The organism is Bradyrhizobium sp. NC92 (genome assembly GCF_025200865.1).
Classification (GTDB): Bacteria; Pseudomonadota; Alphaproteobacteria; order Rhizobiales; family Xanthobacteraceae; genus Bradyrhizobium.
In genome coordinates this window covers 6,746,056-6,768,749 of the sequence record NZ_CP104171.1, presented here as the reverse complement: position 1 = coordinate 6,768,749, position 22,694 = coordinate 6,746,056, and the positions used below count along the sequence as shown (strand labels likewise).

General features: G+C 59.1%; 18 protein-coding genes and 4 pseudogenes. 11 read left to right on the top strand and 11 right to left on the bottom strand.

What is annotated here, in order from left to right; all coding sequences use genetic code 11:
• Positions 1-123: 123 nt before the first annotated feature.
• From N2602_RS31735 to N2602_RS31720, 4 genes and pseudogenes are all read right to left on the bottom strand, one after another.
• Positions 124-393, bottom strand: a complete 270-nt coding sequence (locus N2602_RS31735) for a hypothetical protein (RefSeq protein WP_260383834.1) — start codon at positions 391-393, stop codon at positions 124-126.
• Positions 394-522: 129 nt separating this feature from the next.
• A pseudogene (locus tag N2602_RS31730) lies at positions 523-572 on the bottom strand (hypothetical protein); the annotation flags it as partial.
• A gap of 250 nt (positions 573-822) precedes the next feature.
• Positions 823-981 carry a transposase domain-containing protein gene (locus tag N2602_RS31725; protein ID WP_260380543.1) on the bottom strand — a complete coding sequence of 53 codons (159 nt, stop codon included), beginning with the start codon at positions 979-981 and terminating at the stop codon, positions 823-825.
• A 44-nt stretch (positions 982-1,025) separates the two neighbouring features.
• Positions 1,026-1,157, bottom strand: coding sequence for an IS66 family transposase (locus tag N2602_RS31720; RefSeq protein ID WP_260380542.1), 132 nt, complete (start codon positions 1,155-1,157; stop codon positions 1,026-1,028).
• 1,053 nt (positions 1,158-2,210) lie between these two features.
• On the opposite strand from N2602_RS31720, the pseudogene N2602_RS31715 reads away from it, so the two are divergent.
• The 5 genes and pseudogenes from N2602_RS31715 to N2602_RS31695 all read left to right on the top strand — a co-directional run bounded on the left by N2602_RS31715 (position 2,211) and on the right by N2602_RS31695 (position 8,733).
• Positions 2,211-3,356: pseudogene (locus N2602_RS31715) on the top strand (TlpA disulfide reductase family protein).
• 2,408 nt (positions 3,357-5,764) lie between these two features.
• Complete coding sequence (locus N2602_RS31710) at positions 5,765-6,391, top strand: J domain-containing protein (protein ID WP_260383747.1); 627 nt, start codon at positions 5,765-5,767, stop codon at positions 6,389-6,391.
• A gap of 468 nt (positions 6,392-6,859) precedes the next feature.
• A pseudogene (locus N2602_RS31705) lies at positions 6,860-7,698 on the top strand (tyrosinase family protein).
• Between the two features lie 174 nt (positions 7,699-7,872).
• The gene (locus N2602_RS31700; protein ID WP_260380540.1) at positions 7,873-8,379 is read left to right on the top strand and encodes a hypothetical protein; all 507 of its coding nucleotides are present in this window, start codon (positions 7,873-7,875) and stop codon (positions 8,377-8,379) included.
• 48 nt (positions 8,380-8,427) lie between these two features.
• On the top strand, positions 8,428-8,733 hold the full coding sequence (locus N2602_RS31695) for a hypothetical protein (protein ID WP_260380539.1): 306 nt from the start codon (positions 8,428-8,430) through the stop codon (positions 8,731-8,733).
• An 848-nt stretch (positions 8,734-9,581) separates the two neighbouring features.
• Here the strand turns inward: N2602_RS31695 and N2602_RS31690 are convergent.
• From N2602_RS31690 to N2602_RS31665, 6 genes are all read right to left on the bottom strand, one after another.
• Entirely contained in the window at positions 9,582-10,865 is a 1,284-nt protein-coding gene (locus N2602_RS31690; RefSeq protein WP_260380538.1) for an IS701 family transposase, read from the bottom strand.
• A gap of 53 nt (positions 10,866-10,918) precedes the next feature.
• Positions 10,919-11,263, bottom strand: a complete 345-nt coding sequence (locus N2602_RS31685; protein WP_260383746.1) for a recombinase family protein — start codon at positions 11,261-11,263, stop codon at positions 10,919-10,921.
• 177 nt (positions 11,264-11,440) lie between these two features.
• Positions 11,441-11,980: a recombinase family protein gene (locus N2602_RS31680; RefSeq protein ID WP_260380537.1), complete on the bottom strand. Its 540-nt coding sequence runs from the start codon at positions 11,978-11,980 to the stop codon at positions 11,441-11,443.
• Positions 11,970-12,215, bottom strand: coding sequence for a hypothetical protein (locus N2602_RS31675; RefSeq protein WP_260380536.1), 246 nt, complete (start codon positions 12,213-12,215; stop codon positions 11,970-11,972). The genes N2602_RS31680 and N2602_RS31675 overlap by 11 nt, the downstream gene beginning before the upstream one ends.
• Positions 12,216-12,782: 567 nt before the next feature.
• Positions 12,783-13,199 (bottom strand): hypothetical protein, encoded by a 417-nt coding sequence (locus N2602_RS31670; protein WP_260380535.1) that lies wholly within the window; start codon positions 13,197-13,199, stop codon positions 12,783-12,785.
• On the bottom strand, positions 13,192-13,635 hold the full coding sequence (locus tag N2602_RS31665) for a hypothetical protein (protein ID WP_260380534.1): 444 nt from the start codon (positions 13,633-13,635) through the stop codon (positions 13,192-13,194). Before N2602_RS31665 ends, N2602_RS31670 begins: the two co-directional genes overlap by 8 nt.
• 908 nt (positions 13,636-14,543) lie before the next feature.
• Between N2602_RS31665 and N2602_RS31660 the strand changes: the two genes are divergently transcribed.
• The 3 genes and pseudogenes from N2602_RS31660 to N2602_RS39010 all read left to right on the top strand — a co-directional run bounded on the left by N2602_RS31660 (position 14,544) and on the right by N2602_RS39010 (position 18,389).
• Positions 14,544-16,523 (top strand): formyltransferase family protein, encoded by a 1,980-nt coding sequence (locus tag N2602_RS31660; RefSeq protein WP_260380533.1) that lies wholly within the window; start codon positions 14,544-14,546, stop codon positions 16,521-16,523.
• A pseudogene (locus tag N2602_RS31655) lies at positions 16,420-17,642 on the top strand (amino acid adenylation domain-containing protein); the annotation flags it as partial. The gene N2602_RS31660 and the pseudogene N2602_RS31655, both read left to right, overlap by 104 nt.
• Positions 17,643-17,645: 3 nt before the next feature.
• The gene (locus N2602_RS39010; protein ID WP_409241930.1) at positions 17,646-18,389 is read left to right on the top strand and encodes a phosphopantetheine-binding protein; all 744 of its coding nucleotides are present in this window, start codon (positions 17,646-17,648) and stop codon (positions 18,387-18,389) included.
• A 499-nt stretch (positions 18,390-18,888) separates the two neighbouring features.
• On the opposite strand, the gene N2602_RS31645 is transcribed toward N2602_RS39010, so the two are convergent.
• Positions 18,889-19,836: a S1/P1 nuclease gene (locus N2602_RS31645; protein ID WP_260380531.1), complete on the bottom strand. Its 948-nt coding sequence runs from the start codon at positions 19,834-19,836 to the stop codon at positions 18,889-18,891.
• A 305-nt stretch (positions 19,837-20,141) separates the two neighbouring features.
• On the opposite strand from N2602_RS31645, the gene N2602_RS31640 reads away from it, so the two are divergent.
• The 3 genes from N2602_RS31640 to N2602_RS31630 are packed head-to-tail and all read left to right on the top strand — an operon-like array spanning position 20,142 to position 22,672.
• Positions 20,142-20,576 (top strand): hypothetical protein, encoded by a 435-nt coding sequence (locus N2602_RS31640; RefSeq protein ID WP_260380530.1) that lies wholly within the window; start codon positions 20,142-20,144, stop codon positions 20,574-20,576.
• Positions 20,577-20,610: 34 nt separating this feature from the next.
• Positions 20,611-21,855, top strand: coding sequence for a Tm-1-like ATP-binding domain-containing protein (locus tag N2602_RS31635; RefSeq protein WP_260380529.1), 1,245 nt, complete (start codon positions 20,611-20,613; stop codon positions 21,853-21,855).
• Positions 21,842-22,672, top strand: a complete 831-nt coding sequence (locus N2602_RS31630; protein WP_260383744.1) for a phosphoenolpyruvate hydrolase family protein — start codon at positions 21,842-21,844, stop codon at positions 22,670-22,672. The genes N2602_RS31635 and N2602_RS31630 overlap by 14 nt, the downstream gene beginning before the upstream one ends.
• The last annotated feature ends 22 nt before the right edge of the window (positions 22,673-22,694 follow it).

The following is a 22,694-nucleotide window of genomic DNA, read 5'->3' as shown; positions in this document are numbered from 1 at the left end:
ATCGGATCAAGGTCAAGGACGACAAAGGCGTCGCCGGCAAGCCGATCAACACAGGTTCGCACCAAGAAATGTGTTCCAACCTCCTCGGCCAGGCAAAACAGCTCATAGATGTCGCTCTCGCGATCAGCAATATGAACGCATCGTCCAGGGGCAGCGAGAAGGTCGGTCGATTGCCGTAAAATCTTCAGCCAGCGGATACTCTCCTTCTCGATCGGAACACGCGTCGGATTGATCTTCCGCTTCGGCGCCGTCGTCCCCCTTGAACTTCTTGCGTGTCCAAAACTTGATTGCCGCCAGTCCGAGCGGAAGCCCCTCGGTCGTCATGGCGAGGCTCGAATGCATCAGGATGCCGCACTGTGTGCGCCCTGCCGTCTTGCGCGTAAAGCCAGTCAAATCCGGCTTCTCGCACTTAAAACTGAATTCCGTCGTGTCATGGAGAACGAAGCTCGATCCCTTCTCGTTGACCCGTTCGTTGGAGAAGAAGCGATAGGCGGCCTTCGTGTTGGCGCAGTCCTGACAACCAGCGGGATGCTTTGTCTCATATCGCTCCCGATGTGTGCGAGCAGTTTGCAGAACCGGCGGCCAAGCCGCTCATCCTTAAACTCGCATCCCGCAGCTTCCTGATCAGCCCACGTCTAAATACTGGTCGTCAATCGCTGAGCACGCGCCTCCGCGCGTCCTTCACCAAGCCCATCGAGCACCCCACGCTTGCGAATCAGGTGCTCAACAACGAATCACAGAGTCTTCCGATTCGAGATTTCCCCCGCGGCGCGGCGTTCACAACTGATGTCAAATGTGCGTAATTGAAAGTTAGCCGCAACCCTATTGATGCCGGCTTGACCTTTTGCGGAATCGCCATGGCATGAGGTCGTCAATTTTTCTTGGTGAATGGCCGGCGATGATCGCTTCGAGTGTTTCGGCGATGTAGGTGACCGGGTTGACGTCGTTGAGCTTGCAGGCCGGCACGATGGATGCGAGCAAAGCGCAGTTTTCGGCTCCGACCTCGTGACCGGCGAAGAGCGCGCTTATTTTCTGATCATGCAGATCGGCCGAATCGCGTTTTCAACCGGATTGGGGTCGAGCTCGAGACGCCCGTCATTGAGTAAGTGCGTCAGTCCCGGCCCAATGATTGAGTGCGTAGCGGACTTCCTCAGCAAGCGTCGAGCCGCTCGAGGTCATAAGCACGGCTTCGTTCAAGAGCCCATCCGCGCCGACAGATGTATCGAAAACCGACAATGTCGTGTTCATTCGATCACATACCAACTCTCGAGCAGCGGCTACTAGCGCTGCAATTGTAGCGTCCGATTGTGTTAGCAAGGGTAACCCGCTCATCCCAACTAAGCAAAAGCGGAACATAATACAGTCGCAAGAAATGGCTTTGCCACTTTGGCGATGCTTTCGCGGACAGGTTCTTCCCCTGGTATGTACAACTTGACGCTACATGCGAGTTCAATCCCTTCGAAGGGCTGTTGCGAGAGTGCTTCCCATGGCTAGGACTGGTGGCTTGCAATCCTCGGACGCTCCTTCGGCGAGCCGCGCCTCTGTCGAAATGCGGCAGACGGTTAGAGGACGGGACCGGCATTATGCTAAGGCTCGATCTTCTCTTGTCGTCCGTGTCACCTCCAAGACGGCCAATGTGGGGAACGTAATAAGGCGGCCCGCCATTTCAGATTGGCAGGCCGAGGTCTACGCGGAATTTATTGTCCTGTACCAAGACGGCATCAGACTCCGAGAGTGGCACGCAGATTGCTGGTATGAGCAACAAGAGCCGCGCGGCCAAAACGGTCCGGCGACTTCGCCCCAGAGTTGCACGATGAGACTTGCCCGATTTATCCTGATCAACGCAACTCTTATGCCGATTATGCTCGGAAATGCGGGAGCGGCGAACAACAATGTGGCGGTGACCGCGTCCCCCACAGAGCCGGCGAAAAATGCAGCGGGTAATGCTGTTGGCGTCAACGCTTCCGGTAAGACGGGTTTAACTTTGCATCCAGGCTACTGCGGAACGTTCCTCAAGATCCATCTAAGGAGGAACTGGCAGGCGCTGTCATGGCGCAGAGCCCCAGGATCTCCTGACAGCTACTACCACTACTGCATGATCAAGGCACTGGTTGCGCGGGCACTGATCCCGAAGCATTTGCCGCCTTCAGCGAGAGCAGAACGAGTCCGAGAGTGTCGAGCAACCTTTAGCAATAGCTTTGGAGAGCAACATGGTGCTGCGCATGGAATCCCTGGCCCCTCCTATCAAAGTGCAGAGCTGGCCGCGTGGCCAACCCCTGAAGAGCTTTCAATCCGGGAAGATGTACATTGTCGAATTTTGGGCAACTTGGTGCGGGCCATGTGTGGAGGCGATGCCCCATCTGGTGCAGCTGCAAGAGCAATACAGAGACAGGGGGCTTGAGGTCGTCGGAGTCGCAGCGAGCGAAGAAGCTCCAACCGCGAAAGAGGCCCGAACCAATTTGGACGCGTGGTTGACCGAAAAGTTTCCGAAGCTGAACTATCGGATCGCGTTCGACTACTCAGGCGAAATGAACAAGCTCTGGATGGAGCCCAGTTTTTCTTGCGGAATTCCCACCTCCTTCGTGGTCGACCGTGACGGCCGGATCGCCTTTATCGGACACCCGAGACAACTCGACGGCGTCTTGCCGAAAGTTCTCGACGGCATCTAGCGAACTAGCGATCAAGCCGAAGCTGCCGATGCGGACCGGATCGACGCAGGCCAACGCATTGCCCGCGAAATAGCCGTGATCGGGCCAATCTACGCGAAACTTCGGCCGGCGATGGAGGCCGAAGATTGGAAAACCGCGTTCTCGGCCGTTGAAGAGGGCCTTGGCTTGATGCCCAATCGAATGGACTTCCGTCAGCTTCATGTCAATCTGTTGCTTCACAAAATGCGCGACATGCGGACAGGCCTGCCTGCCATGCGCCAATTGGTTCGCGACGCGATCGACCAAAAATCCCAGGAGTGGATGACCGTAGCTATAAGCGAACTCTTCGATCCGGCGATTGACATGTCCCATCTCCCGCGTGCCGAGCGTTTTGCGATGGGTAGGGAGCTGTCCGAACAAATTCTGGCCCTAAAACCCCCGCCAGGCGACTACTACAAGTTCCGGGCATGTGAGGCGGTCGCTCAGTATTACTACGAGAGCGGCAACAAGGAACGCGCGATCGAGTTGATTGAGCTGGCACTGAAATCAGTGGAGGATCCGCATCCTATGCAGGAAGAAAGGAAACAGGACTACGTACCTAGGTTGGTCCAGGCTTTGGCCAACTACAAGGGTGAGAAAGCTTGTTACGGAGAGTTTTGTTCGGCTCCGCAAACAAAGCAACCTCCTGAGAGCCGGACCGAAAAATGAGTGAGTGATTTCGATCCGGCTGTAATTCCTTCAGATTTGCGAAGGCGGGCTTTGCCGAACGAGTTCTCGCCGTACTCGACGATGCAGTGCTATTTTTAGGCTTAGCGCGACAGCGTCAGATGGCAGAGGATCATACAAGCTTGGTTCGGCAGGCGCGGCGCAAGCGTGGGCGTAAGCCGGAGGGCGGCGGCCTCAACGGAAGAATACCGATCATCGACGATCTCGAGGAGATCTCGGCGCTGTGCGGCGGTGAGCGGTTTGGGTCCGCAGTCGTCGGGTCACGCTAGGATCAACGTGACTGGACGATTGTGGATTGTCGGCGCTCACCGCCGCCGAGCGGCGAGATCTACTGAAAATGCTCGAGGACCGCCATGGCCATGCCTCCACCATCGTAGCCAGCCAAGTCCCATGGATACATGGCAAGAAGCTATGGGAGAGCCGATGACTTCATGGTGCCTCGTTCTTCGATCACTCGGTGCGTCGTACCCGGTTGCGATGATGAGTAATTGATGTCTGAGAGCTCGATCCGGGTCACTCCAAGCTCAGCCGCCGCGCCCTGAATCGAGAAGCTCCCGTCGGGCCAGCGCATTGGGTTCTTGTCCATGCCGTTGATTTGTAAGCGCTTAGCCGGGCTTTCAATTACCTATAATCTTTGCCTCGATCGCGGCTCTTCGCGGGCCACTACTTTCGTTCAAAAGGCGAAGTATGCATCTAACGAGCAGTTTCTTGGACTCGGCCATTGATGTCGATCAAAGCGAAATCCGTCGAGCAAGCGGTGCACCGGCGGCCGCCATTGGCCGACCATCAGCTCAAGCGAGAGGTTCTGCCAGTAATATATGATGTTTGGAAACAAGCTGCGCTCTTGTCGGGCAGAAGAGGTTGAGCGGTACCAAAACATCCATGAGTTCGCTTCCGATCACCACGACAGTCTGCGAGAGGTGCAAGGTGAGGCGAGTCACGATCGAGAAGTCGAGGAGATGCAAAGGCTCATCGTTTCTCTTGTATTTGCCAACGGAATTAGAACAGGATCAAGGACGCCGAGCAGCGGCAGAAGGACATTCCTGTGATCGTTGATGGTTTCTTCGAAGCCGGCTGAAAGATCGAAGCAGACCAGTTGGGGCGGCTTCATGGGCACCGGGCGCGCCGCCGCCGTTTGAATCTGCCTGAGCCAGCTGAAGCAGCTCCGCGAGCATATCGAGCTCCCCGAAGTGATGGACAGCGTCATCTCGGAGAGAGAACGACGAAGTGAAGGATGTCGCTTGGCAGGCGGACATCCACATTGTGGTCGCCGATTCTACGCGCTTCTTGACGCGGGATTACCGCGGCCGATGCATCAGCGGGCGACTTTCCTGCACGGCTTATTGCCTTTGAGAAGAGAAAATTGCTGCAGCAGCAACTAATCATCATCTCGGCGCTGGTGCGTTGCCTTGTTAACATCGAGATCGGTCGCAACTTCCTGTTGGATATGAACTTCCCATCATATCTGCCCATCCGCAAATACGACGGCGACACTAGCATTCAAGCAGCAATGCATTGTTTCGGTCAAGAATGTGCTCGGCACCGCGAAAGAGATGGGGCTCGGCGCCCTCAACGTCGACCTTGAAGAAGGATGCGATCGTTGCCCGCGCTCACCTCCAAATCAACACCCGCACATCGACTAAAGGCTTCAATCTGCCGTGCGGTTCGAGGGCTGGGACCAAGAAACGAGATCATCGTGACGAGCCGCCTGCAGCAAAGCCGGCCAGATGCGTCCGATAGCACAATCATTCCGTCACCAATGGAAGGTCCGCACGCCGCAGCGGTCGGGCCAATTCCGATGATCTGTTCACTGAAAAGGGCTCGATCGCATGCTTGGCGTGCCATTCGCAAAGCTCGAACGGTACTCCATCCCTTCTCGAGCCTGCCGCCTGCTCGATAACGCTTAGCGAGGCTGATGTTATTTGTCGGTTCGCGCGGATGCTGATCTTTCTTGCTAACCGCCGTCGAGCTAATCGGGTGGCTCCGTCCCGGACATGACAGGGAAGTTGCGACGTAACACTTTTGGTGAACCAACGCGCGCTTCATCCTAATTGCCGCGTGGCAAGCGACGAAGGAGGCGGTTGATCAAAAATGTTGCGATTGATCTTGCACGCCGAACCCTTGAAGCGATCGCTTTGGCAGGCGCGGCATTCATAAGCAATTATGTGACATGTTCTTGCCATGCAAATCAATTGCTAGCGTTGATAGGCGACAAAGGCGCCCATGTTGCTAAAGAGCTGAGGAAGACGTTGAAAATAGAGCCACGACTAAAAGAATGTTCATCGAGCGAAGAAGGTAGAGCATTTCGATCGGAATGCAGCAATCAAGTTCACCGCGCCGCGCTCGACGACGGGGTGCTGATAGTTCCTTGCGGAGTTCGACCATCAGGCATTCCGATCGATTCGTCTAAGTTCTTCGACTCAATCCGCATCAAGCCGCGAGCCAAGCAGCAAGCCATGCCGCGCGAGACTGTGGTCGCCTGCGAAAAGATCGGCTGCCAGAACAAGGGTATTTATCGCGCGCCGAAGGGCCGCGAAAATCCGGGCAAGTATTGGCATTTCTGCCTGGTTCACGTGCGCGAGTACAACCAGAATTACAATTTTTTCTCTGGCATGAATGCCGAAGCTATTGCGCGCTATCAGAAGGATGCGCTGACCGGCCACCTTCCGACGTGGAAGATCGGAGCAATTGGCGGCGTCAAGAAGGTCGCGGAAGCGGAGATCGACGGTCCCTTCGATCCGTCGAGTATGTTGTCGGAGAGAGATGGCCCTGCCAACTACGACTCGGACTCACAGTCCAAGGCCGAGACGCGCAAGGTCATGAATGCCGAGCGCAAGGCGCTCCAGATCATGGGCCTCGACCACAACGCCACGCTCGGCGACCTCAAGACCAAGTACAGGGCGTTGGTTAAGCAGCATCATCCCGACGCCAATGGCGGTGACCGCTCCACCGAAGATCGCCTGATCGAGATCATCAAGGCATACAATTACTTGAAGACGGTGCTGCGCGATCTTTAGTCCTATTGAGTCAGAGTGTTGTGTCCTTTGTCGACAGCGTTCCAATGAAGACGCACTTCAGCAGGGAGGTGAAATGGATCTGACAAACGGAGGACGTAGAGGTGCGATTTCCGGCACCTTTTGTGGGTCTTGCGAGCGTCATCGGCATGCAGAGCGCCGCGCGATTGTCTTACGGGCTGATGGTTCGAGCCGGTAGAGGAAGTTTGGACGCTAAGCGTGCCTTTGAGATGAACGGAAGGCCCGCCCCATGGCAAGCTCCTATCGAGATTGCGCCGGGATGGTCCGCGCCTCTTGGCTTCACGACCTTGAGATGAGTTTCGTCACGAAATGCCAATGCTGCGCAGAAAATCATCAGAGTGAGCACGAATCGAAGATTTCTATTTGTGAGCGGCGTGAATTTGTGGTGCATTCTTGGGTAGCTTTTGGTGTGGCAATATAATTTTGGATGCATTTGCAGGGAGAGGTGCCATGACTACTTCACGCAGGGATGTGTTGCTGCAAGGTGCCGTGATCGGTGCGGGTGTCATCGCGGCCAACATTACGGGTATGGAAGCATGGGCGGAAGGCGCGCCTGCTGCGCCAAAATTGCGGCGCTCGCTTCACGGCATGGCCCTCAACGATCCGATCCTACATACGTGGCGCGACGGCGTCCGCCTCTTGAAGGCCGCCAACGGCGATATCAGTTGGGCCAGCTTTGCTGCGATTCATGGCAATGATGAAGGCTGGGGTCTGTGTCCGCACGGCAATTGGTATTTCCTGCCCTGGCATCGCGCCTACCTTCTCATTACCAGCGCGCGGTACGCCAACTCACCGGCAACAACGACTTCGCTTTACCTTACTGGGACTGGACCCTCGATCGGCAGATGCCGCAGGCGTTCACGGACAAGACGTTCAACGGCCAGCCAAGTTCCCTGTTTGAACAGGAGCGCGATGCGACTCCGGCCGACGCCCTGCCGGACAGCATCGTAAGACAGGGGGTCATCAACCAGATTCTCCGGGAGTCGCCGTTCGTGACTTTTGGTACCAGTCGCCCGGACGGACAGTATAATGTCGACCAGTCATGGGTCGTTTGCGAGTTCTGTGGCATCCAGGGAACGCTCGAGGGTACCCCGCATAACAACGTTCACAATTTTGTCGGCGGCATCATGGCTGGGGTCGGTTCATCGCGCGACCCGATCTTCATGATGCACCACTGCAATATCGACCGCTTCTGGTGGCTATGGAGGCAGGGCGGGGGCGCGGGTTCTCCCGATCCACTGTGGAGCGGCATGACATTCCAGAACAACTTCTTCGCCGCAGGTGTCTGATCTGCTGATGCCAGAGCCCCTTGGTTACACCTACGTCGAGACGCCCATCGCGACGGTAGCAGCTCTCACGGGCGTGTCGACCGAGCTTGCTCTACGATCCAACAAATTTACCGCCTTTGGGCCACGCCGAAGGGTGCCGCCAGGCCTGCCGGTATAGCATCATATTCGGCTTCGGTGACGCAGCCGGCCGCGGTCGCGAAATATCTGGAGATCCCGGTCGATGTTGATGCCGCGGCGCTTGCGCCCGTGGCCGCTCGCCCATCGCTGCCGAGCGGCTTCGAGACTTTGAGCCTCGCCAGCGCTCGCCAGCACTATCTCAATGGACCGCGCTGTTTTGCTTTCTTGCGCGACTTTGATGTCGGCAAGAACACCAACATCGAATATCGCGCGTTCCTGAACTGCGATTATCTGACAGCGAGCACGCCGACCACCGACCGGCATTATGTCGGATCGTTCGGCTTCTTCGGCGCGCACGGCGGCCACGCCCACGGCGGAGGCGAGCCGAAAAAGCCCTCCATCGGCGTCGATCTCACCGCGGCGATTTCGCGGGTCTACGGCCCCTCGGCGACACCCCCCGGCAAGTTGCGGGTGCAGATCCAGCCGGCAGCGCTGCGGGCGGGCGGCAACGCGGACGGCAGCGCCGAGCCGGCCAGCGTGGAAGTTGCTTTCGTCTCGGCGTGATCCCACATCAGGCATTGCTGGCGACGCGAAAGCTGATGGACCGGGGCCATGGACGTTCGTCGTAGTTTGATCATTGGTGCGGGAAGTGCGCTCGCGATCTTTGCCGTGACCGCAGCGCTTCCCGCGGAGGGTGACCCATTGATCGCGACCGTCGGCAAACCTGCGATCGTGACGGCGGCGGCGGCCAAGCCGCAGGCGGATGCTGTTGCGGCGGACAAGCCGCCGCCCCGCGTCGTGGTTCACGTCACCGGCTACCAGCCCGCGCAGGAGGGCACCGTCCTCGGGGTCGTGAAGGTGCAGAAGGTTGACGGGACGGAGCAGGAGATCGGGACCTCTCGGTGTGTTTCCGGATAGGGTTTTCAAGGCCGCGACGTCACGGCCGAGAGTGTTCAGCTTTCCGCTTCCGAAGGAACTGGCCGCTGATCCGGTGAAGCTGAAAATCGAGGTCGTTCCTGACAAGGCGCGTGGAACAGGAGAGGGCGCACAACTCGAGATCGGACATGCGGAAATCCAGTAAGCCGCATTACGAGGCATGTTGTGCGATTGGAAGGCCGCTTGCGCAATTGGCGTGCGGCCAACTTTACGAGAGATATTTTGAGTATGGGCTGACCCACGTTCGATGGAGTTCGCGCTAAGGGAGTGCGACGTGGATTTTGCCGGCGACGTCGAGGAAGGTTTCCTTCGCCATGGATTCCAACGCTCGATCGGGACGACCGAGAGCAAATTGAGTGCTCCGGCGATCGACGCGAGAGTTTCAAACGACCAACGACGCAGGTGCGCTCCGGGCAATTCTCCGCGAATTCCAAGCTCGACTGTCACGGTACCGTCGCCCATTCCGCTCTCGTTGATCTTGACGCGAGGCCGCTTCCCGGAGATCGAGATGTTCAAATGCACGTGCGACGGCAGCAGATAGAAGCCGCGACCGGCCAACGCGATCAGGGCTATCTGCAGGCTCGTGACGAACTCTTCCGCCACGGCGGGCATCATCGACACGCAATCCGCCGAAGGCGATGCAGTGGGCCCCGCCATTGTCCATCCAGGCGCGGCTGCAGCTGTAGCGTGATATAGTACTACTGCGTCATGGGCATCGACGTCCATTTGAAGCTGTCGGGGAGCCACAGCACGGGCATCGCGGCAAGTATTTGATGAGGCCGCAGGTCAATCTATTGCGCATGGTAGCGATGGATTTCGGGACATGGCGTTCAGGCCGCATGGGCGGAGCCTCGGGGTCGATAATCGTCGGGTAAGCGAGGGACCGGGACTGGCGCGGCGCAACGAGATCCTGAGGGGGGAATCGTCGCCTGCTCGGCGATCAGGAACCCGTAGGCTGCGATGCACATTGTTGCGTGATGATGGAAGCCGCGCCAGCCGCGTCCCTCGTAGTGACCGAGCCCGACCTCCTGCTTCAGTTCCTGATAGTCGCGCTCGATGCGCCAGCGCAGCTTGGCCATGTCGACGAGTTGCTGGATGTCGATGGTCTCGGGCAACGTCGACAGCCAGTATCTGGTGGGCTCTGCTTCGCCCTCCGGCCATTCGATCAACAACCACTCGGGCGACGATGTCTCTGGGATCAGCTTGTTGTATCCGACCCGGACGCGCACACGCGCGAAGCGCGAGGACAACTTCGCAGCCGAGCCTTCGCGCCACGTCACTGTGCGCCAGGCCTGCTTGGGCAGAGCGAGTGCCACCTTCTTAGCCGAGACCAGATCAGGCTCGTCGCGGCGGCCCGTGTTGTTCATTGGCTTGTCCATCCGCCGCGGGCCGCTACCTGGCGCCCACATCAAGATGGTCGGCACGATGCCGACCACGTAGGTCACCCCCAGTTCCGTCATGCCCGCGCGCAGCTGCGAGTCCCTGCCATAGGCTGCGTCCATCAGTCCGACGCCGCGCGGCAGGCCGGCCTCGCAGGCCCTTCGGATCTGCTCCAGCGCGATCTGCGACTTGGTCTTGAACTTGATCTCCTTTGGAATGCCCACCTTCTTCCGTCGCACGCGGTCCTTGGCCCACTCCTGCGACAGATACAGCCGATAGGCCACCGGCAGGCTGGCAGACCGGTTGGCGATCGACAGCGACACCGCCACCTGGCAATTGGCCTGCTTGCCGAGTTGCCCGCAATATTGGTGATGCACGCCGACCGAATGCTTGCCTTTTTTGGGGAACGAGGTGTCGTCGATGATCCAGGCCTCGATCGGTCCGCTCTTCTCGATCGCAGGCAACACCAGCTCTCGCACCTTGGCCAGCACATCTTCGTCCGACCAGTCTGCGTTGGCGACAAAATGCAGCAGCGACTGGTGCTGGGCCGCCGTGCGCGACGGAGCCGTCCGTGCCGCCATCGGTTCAACGCTCTTGCGCTCACCCGGCAACATCAGCCCGGTGCAATAGTCGCGCAGCGGTCTCGTCCGCTCCGCGTGACCGATCACGCTCCCAAGCCCCGCCAAATATTCCGCAAACCTAGTTTCGCTAGCTCCACTCCGATCGAGATCCATCTGGCTCTCCTAGCGCCAAAGAACGAATCTCTTCAATTATTTGATTCTCTGTCTCAACAGGCTGCGACCGGCTGACTCAGTAGTAATAGTGCCATGCCGGAGTACCGGAGTGTGAGCTTGCGGCCGCAGCGCTTGCACCAGATCAGACCGGCCAGCAGCGCGTCACCATGCTTGGGCGCGCCGTGATGCCGACCGGTGGGAACATTGCTGCTGATCATGGTGCGAATCGCCTCGAACTTCTCCCAGCTCACATACCCTTCGTGAGTGTTGGGCTTCAGCGTCAGCCATTCGTTCCGCGCCTTCCGGCGGATCTTCACGCTCACGCCCGCGGTGCTGTATCCCGCCGCCACAGCTGTCTTACCATAGGCATAGGCGCCGTCGTAGACCGGGTTCTCAATGATCCGGTGGATGGCGGAGTAGTTTGGTTGCCGTCAGGCCGTGTCGGCGGTTGGTCTGCACCGGCAAATCGATTGTACTCGTGGAGCCAGCAGAGCGCCTGTCGCGCGCTGCCCAGTTCCTCGACCTCGTCGAACACCAGGTTGATTGCTTCCTGGACGCGCCGATCCGGGTCTTTCTCATAATGGTCGCCGGCCTTTTACGAAGCCAACCGGCGCTGTCACAATCAACTCGCCCCGGCGCGCCTTCTCGTATCGGGCCGAGAGCGAGCGCTGGCGCAACAGATCCAGCTCGTACTCGTTGAGGCTACCCTTGAGCCCGAGCAGCAGGCGGTCGTTGCCGTGCCTTGGCGCATAGATGGTCTCTTGATCGACCAGAACGGTATCGACCACGCGGCACATCTCGATGAGTTGCTGCCAAGCCCGGCGGTTGCGGGCGAAGCGCGAGACTTCGCGGGCGCAAACCGCACCAACCTTGCCGAGGCAGACCTCCGCCACCACTCGCTTGAATCCGGCACGTTGTATGCCGCCGGCGGCTGAACGACCGAGATCATCATCGATCACTTCAAACTCTGACCACCCGAGGGCCATCAGCCGGTCTCGCATGGCGTATTGCAGCGCGCTGCTCTCGCTATTGTGCAACACCTGATGGGCCGAAGACTGATGCGCGTACAGAATCGCCTTCTCCAGATGATGAGGCCTGATCTTGTCAGAGATCATGATCGACCTCCTTCGCGGGCGGCGTCGCTGTCATCGCTGTCATCGCTGCATGGTCGGGGATCAACTGCGTGATCAGGCTCGTGAGCGCTGCCCGCGCTTCTGCGGGCAGATCCACCCATGTGGGCGCGCCGATGGCGCCGTTCGACCGGCCACTCCCGAACAGATCCATCTGCTGCTGCCGCGGTTGTCGATTGTGTCGGTATCCGCTCGCTGGCACTGCCGTCTGCCGTGACATGAGTCTCTCCCCCATTTTGGTCGTGAGAGGCTGCTAGATGCGCCAGAAAGCAGGGCAGCTGATGGCGTTCGATCCTTCAACGCCAGATCGAGAAGCGCAGAGAGCGCAGCAAGTGCGTCAATGCTGACAAACGGCTGAGCTGTCAAAGGCTCAGCGTCAGGGCATGCCGTCCGGTCGAACATCCACGCTGGAACTTCCAGGCAACGATCTATTTTCGATCCATCAAGAGAGCAGCGGAAAGCGACATCATTAGCCTTCTCGACCCTTCCATGAACGCAAACTCGGCGACCAAACCAGGGCCTCGCGAAGAACGATCCTGTGGGCGTTCTTGAGCCTTGTTGTACAACGAAGTCCGCCCACACAGCGCGATTGGCAACAAGGCGCCGATATCGCTGTTGAATGGCTCATCGGCGCCCCCGCCGGCATGAGCCGAACCCGGAAAATTCGAGCTCTGGCTGGCCTAGTTTTGGGGAGCGTTTCACAAAACCCCGAGACTCTAACTGCCGCTGGATGAAAATTCAGGGGCAGGTCAGCAAGACTCAACTTTCAGGAAAAGTGGGGACTACGCTAGGCCAATGCCACGGCTATCTTTCGAGTGCCCGGTGCCGACGTCCAATTGTTCACCGCATGCGCCCAAGTTAGGTTGTTCAGAATAACAAGGTCCCCTGGCTTTAGCTTGAGAATAATCTCGTCACAAAAAAGTTTTTCGTAATCGGCGCCTGAACACCAGCTCCGTCCTGCATTAACGGGGTCCAGTTGGTGCAACTCAAAACCGTTCGGCGGGACCTTGAGAAGTTCGCGCTCCTGCAACATCCGAACGAAAAAGTGAAGACAGCTTTGGTCAACACTACCAATGTTATCCCAAAGGACATTCACATCGCGCCCTAGGAGAAGGGAAAAGCTTCTTTTCGGCCTTGCCATAACAATCGCCAGCAAAAGGCCCGGGATCTCGGATTTCACCTCGGCTACTATTTGGTCAGTCATCCGGCGAGCTCAGACGATAAAGTGCTTTTGCACGAGTGATCATGCCCCGAGACAATGGCTTTGATCCAGGTAATATTTTTGTCGTTTTTTCTCGTAAAAGTCCCCATGCCTCACTTGTGTCGTCGATGTTCAATAGGATTGTTTCTCCTCCGTCTTTACTATTCTCGAAACAATAAAAGCACGACAATTGCATATTAGATATTCTATCTCCTTCGGAATGCGGGGTGACAAACTGATAATCATCTCGGGAATTAACGCTCATGAAGTATTTGTTGATCCGCCGTCGATGACCAAGAAAATCGGAAAAGCCGGCCTCCAGCTCTAGCTTTTTTTGCAATCCCAGTTCACCGGCAATATGATGTACGAGGCCGTCCGACTCGCTCGGTGAGACATTACGAATCAAAATGACAAAGTCTCGACTGAGTGCCTCGATCACGCAAGTCACATCCAAGCCGCTGCACCCAAGGGTCAACAGCATGCGCCGATGTGAGAGATCAGGAGTCAGTTGTGGTTGCGACATTCGCCGTGGACCCGTTCTTCGTCGCATTCGTCGCCTCACGAGCAAGGGCCGTGCCACAGACGTTAGCGGGCATTAAGCGAAAACGCTACTTAGTGCCGAGCTCCGGGCCAATCTGCGAAAACGCGATGCGTGGCGAACTTTGCAACATCGAGCGGAATCCCTGCCGCAGGACCCTCCCTCACTCGACGAGCAGACCACCTGGAGAGAGCAGCGGCGAGCATTTTTTCTCGCAAAAGGCAATTCGGGCAAGGCGCGGGCGCCCGATCTTGAGTGGTCGTCGCTGTTGACGGCGCGTGCTGTTGTGTTGAGCTCTGTTCGGTTCAAGGCGTTAATGTCCCAAGCCGGACGGTATGACGGCAACATTCTGGCAGCCCGGCGAGAAGCGAATTGTTTTCTTCAGAATGGCTCGCAGAAGGTCATGGGCGCGTCCGCTACTTAACGTGAGCGCCAAGGAGAGTCTGCTGTACGCGCGGTGATGACGGCGGCTGTTGCAGATCTTTCGACGACTTTACGGACGCCCATGCCGTGATCGTCGCCAATAACATCCGTATTGTTGTGCTGAGCTGTGTCTGGTTCAGGACATCGATGTCCCAAGTCCGACGGCGGCACTCCGAGCGAGGCGCGCGTTATTTCTTCAGGAAGCGCTCACAGTACGTCATTGGTATGGCGATTGCTTGAAATGCGGGGTGATCCGTTACGGCCTTCATCGTAACCCCTGTCTAAGAGTTCAGATGAAACTTGCTACACCAGTTGGCTCTTGCATCTTTGTTGGTGGTGGTACGCTAGCTGTTAGATGTGCTCAGCTAGCGATGGAGACGGGCCACGTGATCCGGGCGGCGCTGTGTGCCGACGCCATATTCCGCGATTGGGCCGCTCTCGCCGATATCTTGTGTGTGACGAGCATTGAAGAGCTATCTGCGCTGCTCAACGCCGAGCCAGTCGAGTGGATATTTTCCGTTGCCAATCCGTTCATATTGCCAGCAGATGTGTTTGGGAAAGCGCGTAGAGGCGCTTTCAATTACCACGACGGTCCGTTGCCGCGATATGCCGGAACTCATGCGACGTCTTGGGCGCTTCTTGCCCGTGAGACCGAACATGGCATCACGTGGCATCGTATCGATCACGGTGTTGGTACTGGTGAGCTGGTCGTCCAACGCCGAGTGTTGATTGTGGCGACCGATACTGCGCTGACGCTGAATCTCAAATGTTATGAGGCTGCTATCGATGGCTTCCGCGAGCTTCTAACTGGCTTAACAAATGGAGAGCTTAGTGCTCGTCCGCAAGCGCTAGCGGACCGAAGCTTTTTTCCGAAAAGTCGACGCCCAGATGCTGCGGGCTGTCTGCGATGGGATCGATCCGCACAAGATCTGGAAGCGATGACGCGCGCCTTAGACTTTGGCCCGTATCATACCAATCCATTGGGGTTGTCCAAGGCTCTCGTAGGCGATGACGTTGTCGTCGTCAGGCGCTTGGAGGTGACGGCTCGGCGCTCGGGTTTTGCTGCGGGGGCTTTAGTTGAGATCTACCCCAGCCACTGGCGTGTGGCGACAGAGACAGAGGATGTTGATATTTGGCTTAGCAGCTTGGATGGTAGGGCTCTGGATGCGCGGGCACTCGCGAGGCGTTCTGATTCCGATGTAGGCGACCGCCTCCCGATTCTGAGCGATGACGAGGCGCGGAGCATAGCGGTTGCGCATGAAATGTTGGCGCCTCGTGAGAGTTTTTGGCGACGGCGGCTTGAACAGTTCAAAACATCCCAGCTTTCCTTTTTGTCGTCTTCAGTAGCTTTGGCTGCACCTCAATGGCAGTTGAGTTCATGGCGAATTCCAGGTGCTTTGGCTGAGCTGTCTCCCAGTCATCGCACGGAATTCTTGCTAACGGCTTGGCTGATCTACCTAGCCCGCATCACGGGAGAGTTAGAGCTTCAATTGGGATGGACTCCCGCGCCAAGTGGATCGCGAGCGGGCTTGAAAGCGCTCGAGGTGCTTGTCGCTTCTGTCGTGCCGATGGCAATTACCATCGATCTCGAGAATGAGTTTGCAGAGGCGCGCACGGTGGTGGCGGCCGAATTCGCTCAGCTGAAGGAGCAGGATAGCTTCGCGCGAGATCTTATCGCGCGCTGCCCAACGTTGCTCGGTATGGACGCGTTACGATTGCGCCGGCCCTGGCCCGTTGGCGTTATGCTTACTGTAAGTGGCGAGTCTGCGACTGGTGACCTAGCTTCGAGCTCGACTTCTGAGGCAGCCCTGCCCGGTGAGGCGTTAACATTTGAGGTTTGCGCTCTAGAGGGCAGCTTTCGATGGCACTTTGATGCAAGTCGCTTGGAGCCCAAGCATATCGACCGTATGACCCAGCATTTGCAAAATTTGCTATGTGCTGTGAAGGAAGATCCGCGGCAGCCGGTGGGGCGGATTGAACTCTTGTCATCCGCTGAGCGCGCGTATCTGCTGGAGGACCTGAACCGGACGGCATCGGCCTATCCGTCGGACGTGTGCATCCACGAGCTGTTCGAGGCACAGGTTCGCCGTGCGCCGGACGCGGTGGCGGTGGTCCATGAGGAGGAGCGGCTAAGCTATGGCGAGCTGAATGCGCGGGCCAACCGCCTGGCGCATCATCTGATCGGGCTCGGGGTCAGCCCGGACCAGCCGCTGGCGATCTGCGTTGCGCGCAACGTGGCGATGGTGGGTCGGGCTTTTAGCGATCCTCAAGGCGGGCGCGGCGTACCTGCCGCTGGACCCGGCCTATCCACCGGCGCGGCTGCGGCAGGTTCTCGACGATGCGGCGCCGCGGCTCCTGCTGGCTGATGCGGCCGGCCGATCCGCGCTGGGCGCCGATGCGCTGGTCGATGTGAGCGTGGTGGATCTGGAGGCGGCCATGCCGGCGTGGGCAAACCTGCCGGCGTCGGATCCGGACCCGCGCGCGCTTGGCCTCACCTCGCGCCATCTCGCCTATGTGATCTACACCTCCGGATCAACAGGCACCCCCAAGGGGGTCATGGTCGAGCATCGCGGAGTGGTGCGTCTGGTGGCGGAGAACGATTTCGTCGAGATCTCGCCGCAGGACGTTTTTCTCAGCGCTTCCTCGCGGACATTCGATGCGACCACGTTCGAAGTCTGGGGAGCCTTGGCGAACGGCGCCAGTGTTGTGCTCTATCCTGAACGCTATCTCTCGACGGCAACGCTGGCCCGGATCATCCAAGACCAAGGCATCACTATCGCTTGGATGACTGCGCGGTTGTTCGACGTCTATGTCGGGGAGGGGCGGAGCACCAGTGGGCTGCAGCAACTGCTGGTCGGGGGCGAAGAGGTCTCAGCCAGTTCCATCAGAGCATGTCAGACGCGACATCCGACGCTGCGAATCTCAAATGGCTACGGCCCGATGAGAACACCACCTTCAGTCTCTGCTACCTGGTGCCTGCTGGCTTCGACGGCCAGCAGCGGGTGCCACTGGGACGACCAATCCGGAATTCGGTGGTCTATCTGCTGGACGGTCATGGGGCACCGGTGCCGTTTGGCGCGGTGGGGGAGCTCTACGTCGGCGGGGCGGGGGTGGCGCGCGGCTATCTGAACCGCCCTGAGCTGACAGCGGAGCGGTTCATCGCCAGTCCCTTTGTCGAGGGCGACCGGCTGTACCGGACCGGCGACCTGGCACGCTACCTGCCGGACGGCAATCTGGAGTTTTTGGGCCGCAACGACGAACAGGTGAAGATCCGCGGCTTCCGGATCGAGCCGGGCGAGATCGCGGCGCGGCTTTGCGAGCACCCGTTCGTGCGCGAGGCGGTGGTGGTGGCGCACGAGGGCCCCGGCGGCGAGCAGCGTCTTGTCGGCTATGTGGTGTGCGCGCCGGAAGCAGCTTCGAACGGGCTGGAGGGAAGCGAGCTTGCCGGCGCCTTGCGCGCGCACCTAAGTGCGCACCTGCCGGCGTACATGGTGCCATCGGCGTTCGTGCGGCTGGCGGCGCTGCCGCTGACGGTGAACGGCAAGCTGGACCGCAAGGCGCTGGCTGCGCCGGACGATGAGGCGTATGCGCGCGCCGCCTATGAGGAGCCGCAAGGCGAGATCGAGACCACGCTGGCACAGATCTGGGCCGAGCTTCTGGGTGTTGAGCGGGTCGGACGCCACGACCACTTCTTTGCGCTCGGCGGGCACTCGCTGCTGGCGGTGCAACTGTTGAGCCGAGTCTGGCAGGCCATTGCCTTCACACTGCCGCTGACCACGCTGTTTGCCAAACCGGTGCTGGCCGATCTGGCCGCGAATATCATGGATGAGTTGAGCCGCTCCGGCGCGCAAGACCTGCCAGCCATTGCGCCGGTGTCGCGTGACGCGCCGCTTGTGCTGTCGTTTGCGCAGCAGCGGCTGTGGTTTTTGGCGCAGCTGGATCAGAGCAGCACGAACATCACATTCCGCTTGGGTGGCGGCTCAAGGGTGGGCTCGACCGCAGCGCCTGGCAGCGTAGCCTGGACCGTGTGTTGGCGCGCCATGAGGCGCTGCGCACGCGGCCGGTGGCCGCTTCGAGCCGGCGCCGAGCGGGACCACATGGCTCGATCAGCCGCATCCGTGGACCGTGGTATACTCGTGCGGGATCGACCTGGGACTTTGTGGGGCGGTCCGCGCGGCTGCGGCGATCCTTGCCCACCAGGTTCGATCGGAGAGACTGGAGCCGCACGTTGAGCCGCCGACGAACCCGTCTTCCGGCGGATCTGTCACGGTGGCGTCATGGAGACGTTCGCTCACACCCTGGGTATCTGGTCATGTGATGGCGTGCTGCTTGACGCCCGATTCAGGGCGGACGGACCGATCATTCTGGATTTTGGGGAGGGGTGGACAAGCCTTATGCCTGAGCCCTTTGTCCCATCTGCATCGAAAGTGAGGTTCGAATTGCGGTACGATGACGGCAGGACGCGCAAGGAAGTCGTCGACATCACCGACACCCAGATCGTGATCCGCTTGCTTGCGGCGTGCTTATCGCGGGGCAGGTTAGATAAGTTGCCGATTGTCGGGTGCGATCGGCACTTTACGGTTGTGTCCCAGACGACTTCCGCACCCAGTGAGCGGCCGCTGAGCGTTCGGCTCGGCTCACTCTTCCCGCTCTTGTCCGGCCATCGCCGAGAAAATAAAGTACGCCGACGCTGGCGGAGCGGCTGTGTCGCACGTGTTGCCCCCAAGGCCGCTATTTCAGGGCAACATTGAGGAGACGCGCCAGTCGCGCAGCTCCCAGCGCCGCCTGGCTTCGTGCGATGTTGCGAGCGTTGGTCTCGTAGTCGCGCGTGAGGAGCACCGGGTTGGGTCCCAGGCTCACCGGGGCGGCATAGGCATATTGCTTGGCGAGTTCCGCGCTCTCGTCAATCCATGCCTGGGGATCGGAGATTTGCGCGGAAGCCTCGTTGACGGAGATATGCGCAAGGCCATCCTTATCGTCGGCGTCGAAGACCGCACCGTAGGGAGAGACATACCCGCCGAAAAGGCTGTCCCAGTAGGCATGAAGCGCCATGGTGTCACCGTTGGCCGGAATCACCTGCTCGGCGTTACCGCCTGCATCTCCGCTCGGGATTTGTCGCGTGTAGCGGCCGATCGCATGAAGTGGCTGGTGCGCATCCCCGACCAGATGCAACGTCCAGGCGAGATCGTACGAACGGACGTCGTCGGTTGCGCCGGATGATGGCGGAAGTGCCGCGATCATCAACTTGAGCTGGGTAACGAGATCGACGGGATTAGGCTGTGGAAGCGGTGTGCCGTCTGGCGAGAAATTCGTATCCTTGTAGTGCCAGTATGCGTGCTGATTGTGATCGGTGTAGCCGATGTTCTGTCCCGCAGTCGGACTGTCGACCTTGTCGCGCGTATAGTTATATTCCTTTGTTTTGATGTCATCCGCCCATGTTGCGGCGTGCACGAATGCGTAGAGCTTTGCTGTGCGCTCGTCTGGCGCGCCTGCCGTCCACTTGGCATAATCCTTGTTGAGCTTGAGGAGCGCGTCGACTTTGTCCTTCACCGGGCCTTCGAGCTTCTTGTATGCGACATAGGCGATTTGCATGTGGCCGGCGTCCCACCAGGCGGATGCCTCCGTAGCCATTGATGCCAACGCCAGGGCGAGTGCCGGGATATGGACAAGGGAGCGCATGCTCATCTCCTTTGAGTACGGGCCACGGTCCGAATCTGTTCCTCGTCATCTACGATTCGGAAGAAATGCTGATGACACGTCGCCTCTGCTTGAAGGCATACTATCCGCGATTCTGCCTTCGGTTGTGTGAATTGGTCCACAATATTTGGCTGGAGAGGCAACACGGAGGCTCTGCCAGAACCGCAGTCGACGCCGCTGGGCGTCTTGCTGATGGAGAGTTATGCACTTGCCCGTCAAGGGCACGCCGCAGCTTTTAAAGTGCCCAGATCCCGCTGCGTGTCGGGCAAAGGAAAGAGGCCGGCGCGTTGAAGCCGAAAAACAGGGCGAAGTGCGAGCCCCCACGAAAGATCCAGATAAGGCGGTCCTCCTTTGCCGATGTTCATGAGCAGGAACAACATGCTGGTCACGTCGACGACATCGTTATCTTAAGCGCCGAGCTTTCCTGCGTTTGCCGTCGCACCATTGGCTGCGCCATGCAGTCAGCGGTCACGCGCTTCGGCATCGGCTTTGAGGACGAGGACGAGACGGTCGGTGCTGCGGCCTGGACCATCTGCGAGTTTTCTTGTTTTCGGCTGAGTTCGCGCGCGTCAGCGCGGATCGGACCAGCGCGGTCAAATCAGCATGGGGAGCATGGTGCCTTCCGGAAGAAATCCGCAGACGGCACCCAAAGTTCTAGCGGTACCCAATCTTACCCACCTGCACCTTTCACCGATCTTATGCGCGGCTTCAGCTCGGTCTAGACCGCCCGCTATTAGGAAAGTCGGGAGAAAGATCGTGTCTCACCGTTGCATGGGCGACAACGGGCCGGTCCGCGATGGTGATCCGCCCGAGCTTGAGGACGCGGTCGCGATTGTAGCGACGCTCGATACCAAGGGCTGCGAAGCGTCCTATCTCGCCGATATCATTGCGAGATCCGGCCGCCAGACCGTCCTGATCGACGTCGGCACATCGAGGACGGCCGGCGGAACCGCCGGCAGCAGCGCTCGCGTCGCCTCACCCGCCGAGCTCTTGAAGGAGATAGCGGCGACAGCGCGCACACGGGTTCGTGATCTCGTACGATCACGTGCGACCAGCGCGATCGTTGGCGTTGCGGGTGGGAAAGGGAGTGCGGCTTTCGGCACGGTTGTATCCGATTTGCCTTATGGCTTTCCCAAGCTGCTGGTCAGCAGCGCAAGGCCTGCGCTACTCGCCGAATTGGCGATTCATAACGACATCATCCTCTATCCAACGCTCGTCGATCTCTTCGGGATCAACGCTTTTACCGAAAGGGTGCTGGAGAATGCAGGGCGGGCGGTTGCGGCCATGCACTATAGGCCGGCTCAAGCTGTGCGCAAAAGGAAGATCATTGCGATCACAGCCTTCGGTGTGACGACGCCCGCTGCACATCAGTGCGTGGCGCACCTTGCCGAGTCCGGGGTAGATGCGATTGTCTTTCCCGCCAACGGCGCGGGCGGCCGCAAAATGGAGCAGCTGATCGCGGCCGGCGAATTCGATGCAGTCATTGATCTGACCACAACAGAGCTCGCCGACGAACTCTTTGGGGGGACAGCTGGCGCCGGGCCGGATCGGCTCAAAGCAGCGTCAGACCGATTGATCCCGCAAGTGATCGCACCTGGTGCAGTCGACATGGTGAATTTTGGGCCGCCCTCGAGCGTCCCTGATCAATTTCGCGGTCGCCAGTTCTACTCCCATACACCCTACACAACGCTCATGCGTACGACGCCTTCCGAGAACGCGCGCATCGGCCGGCTCACAGCGGAGCGGCTGTCGCGCGCGAAGGGGCCTGCAGTCGTCCTTTGGCCTGCGAAGGGCGTTTCCGATTACGACAGGGAGGGCGGCATTTTTCGCAATCCCGAGGCCGACAAGGCTTGGCTCGATGCGCTCAAGGACAGTCTCGAGCCGGCGATCGCCGTCCGCGAACTGAACTGCCACATCAACGATCCCGAGTTTGCCGCGGCTGCAGCGACCTGGATCCTTAAACAGCTGGGCACGGAGACCGATCGTGATGCGAATGTTTGAGCGGGGCGAAATTCTGTCCAAGATCGCAAGCCAGGTCGCGGCACGAAAGGCAGTCCTTGCCGCCGGGAGCAGTTGCGGCCTGGTTGCCAAATGTGCCGTCCTCGGAGGTGCCGACATGCTGGTGGTCTACAGCACCGGGCTGTCGCGCCTCATGGGGCTTCCGACGAGCCGGATTGGCGATTCCAATGCACGCACGCTCAATCTTGCAGCGGAAATCCGCAATGTCGTCTCTTCTGTGCCGGTCATAGGCGGGGTCGAGGCGTGGGATCCTCTCCGGCTCGACCTTGATGCGCTTCTCGACAAGTTCTGGGCAGCCGGCTTCTCCGGCCTCATCAACTATCCCACCATCTCCACCATGGGTGAAAAATGGCGTGATCGCCGTGGCCGCGTCGGGCTGGGCTTCGAACGCGAAGTCGAGATGATTGCGACTGCCCGCAAGAAGAACATCTTCTCGCTTGCCTATGTCGCAAGCGCCGAAGATGCCAAAGCCATGGCAGGTGCAGGTGCCGATTGCATCGTACCACATGTCGGCGCAACCCGCGGCGGCCTGGCTGGCCATGAGGAAGGACAGTCAATTCAAGAGGCGATCAGGCGCATCAATGCCATCAATACGGCGGCGCGAACCGTCCGGTCCGACGTCATCCTGCTTTGCCATGGCGGCGCGATCGCGGAGCCGCAGGATACGGCCGAGGTTTACCGGTCGACGCAGTGTGTGGGCTTTGTTGGCGCTTCCTCCATGGAAAGAGTCCCCATCGAACGCGCAGTGAAGCGGGCGGCAGAGGAATTCAAAGCTGTCCCGCTTCCGCAAAATCACTGACGTTCATCGCAAATCTACAGCG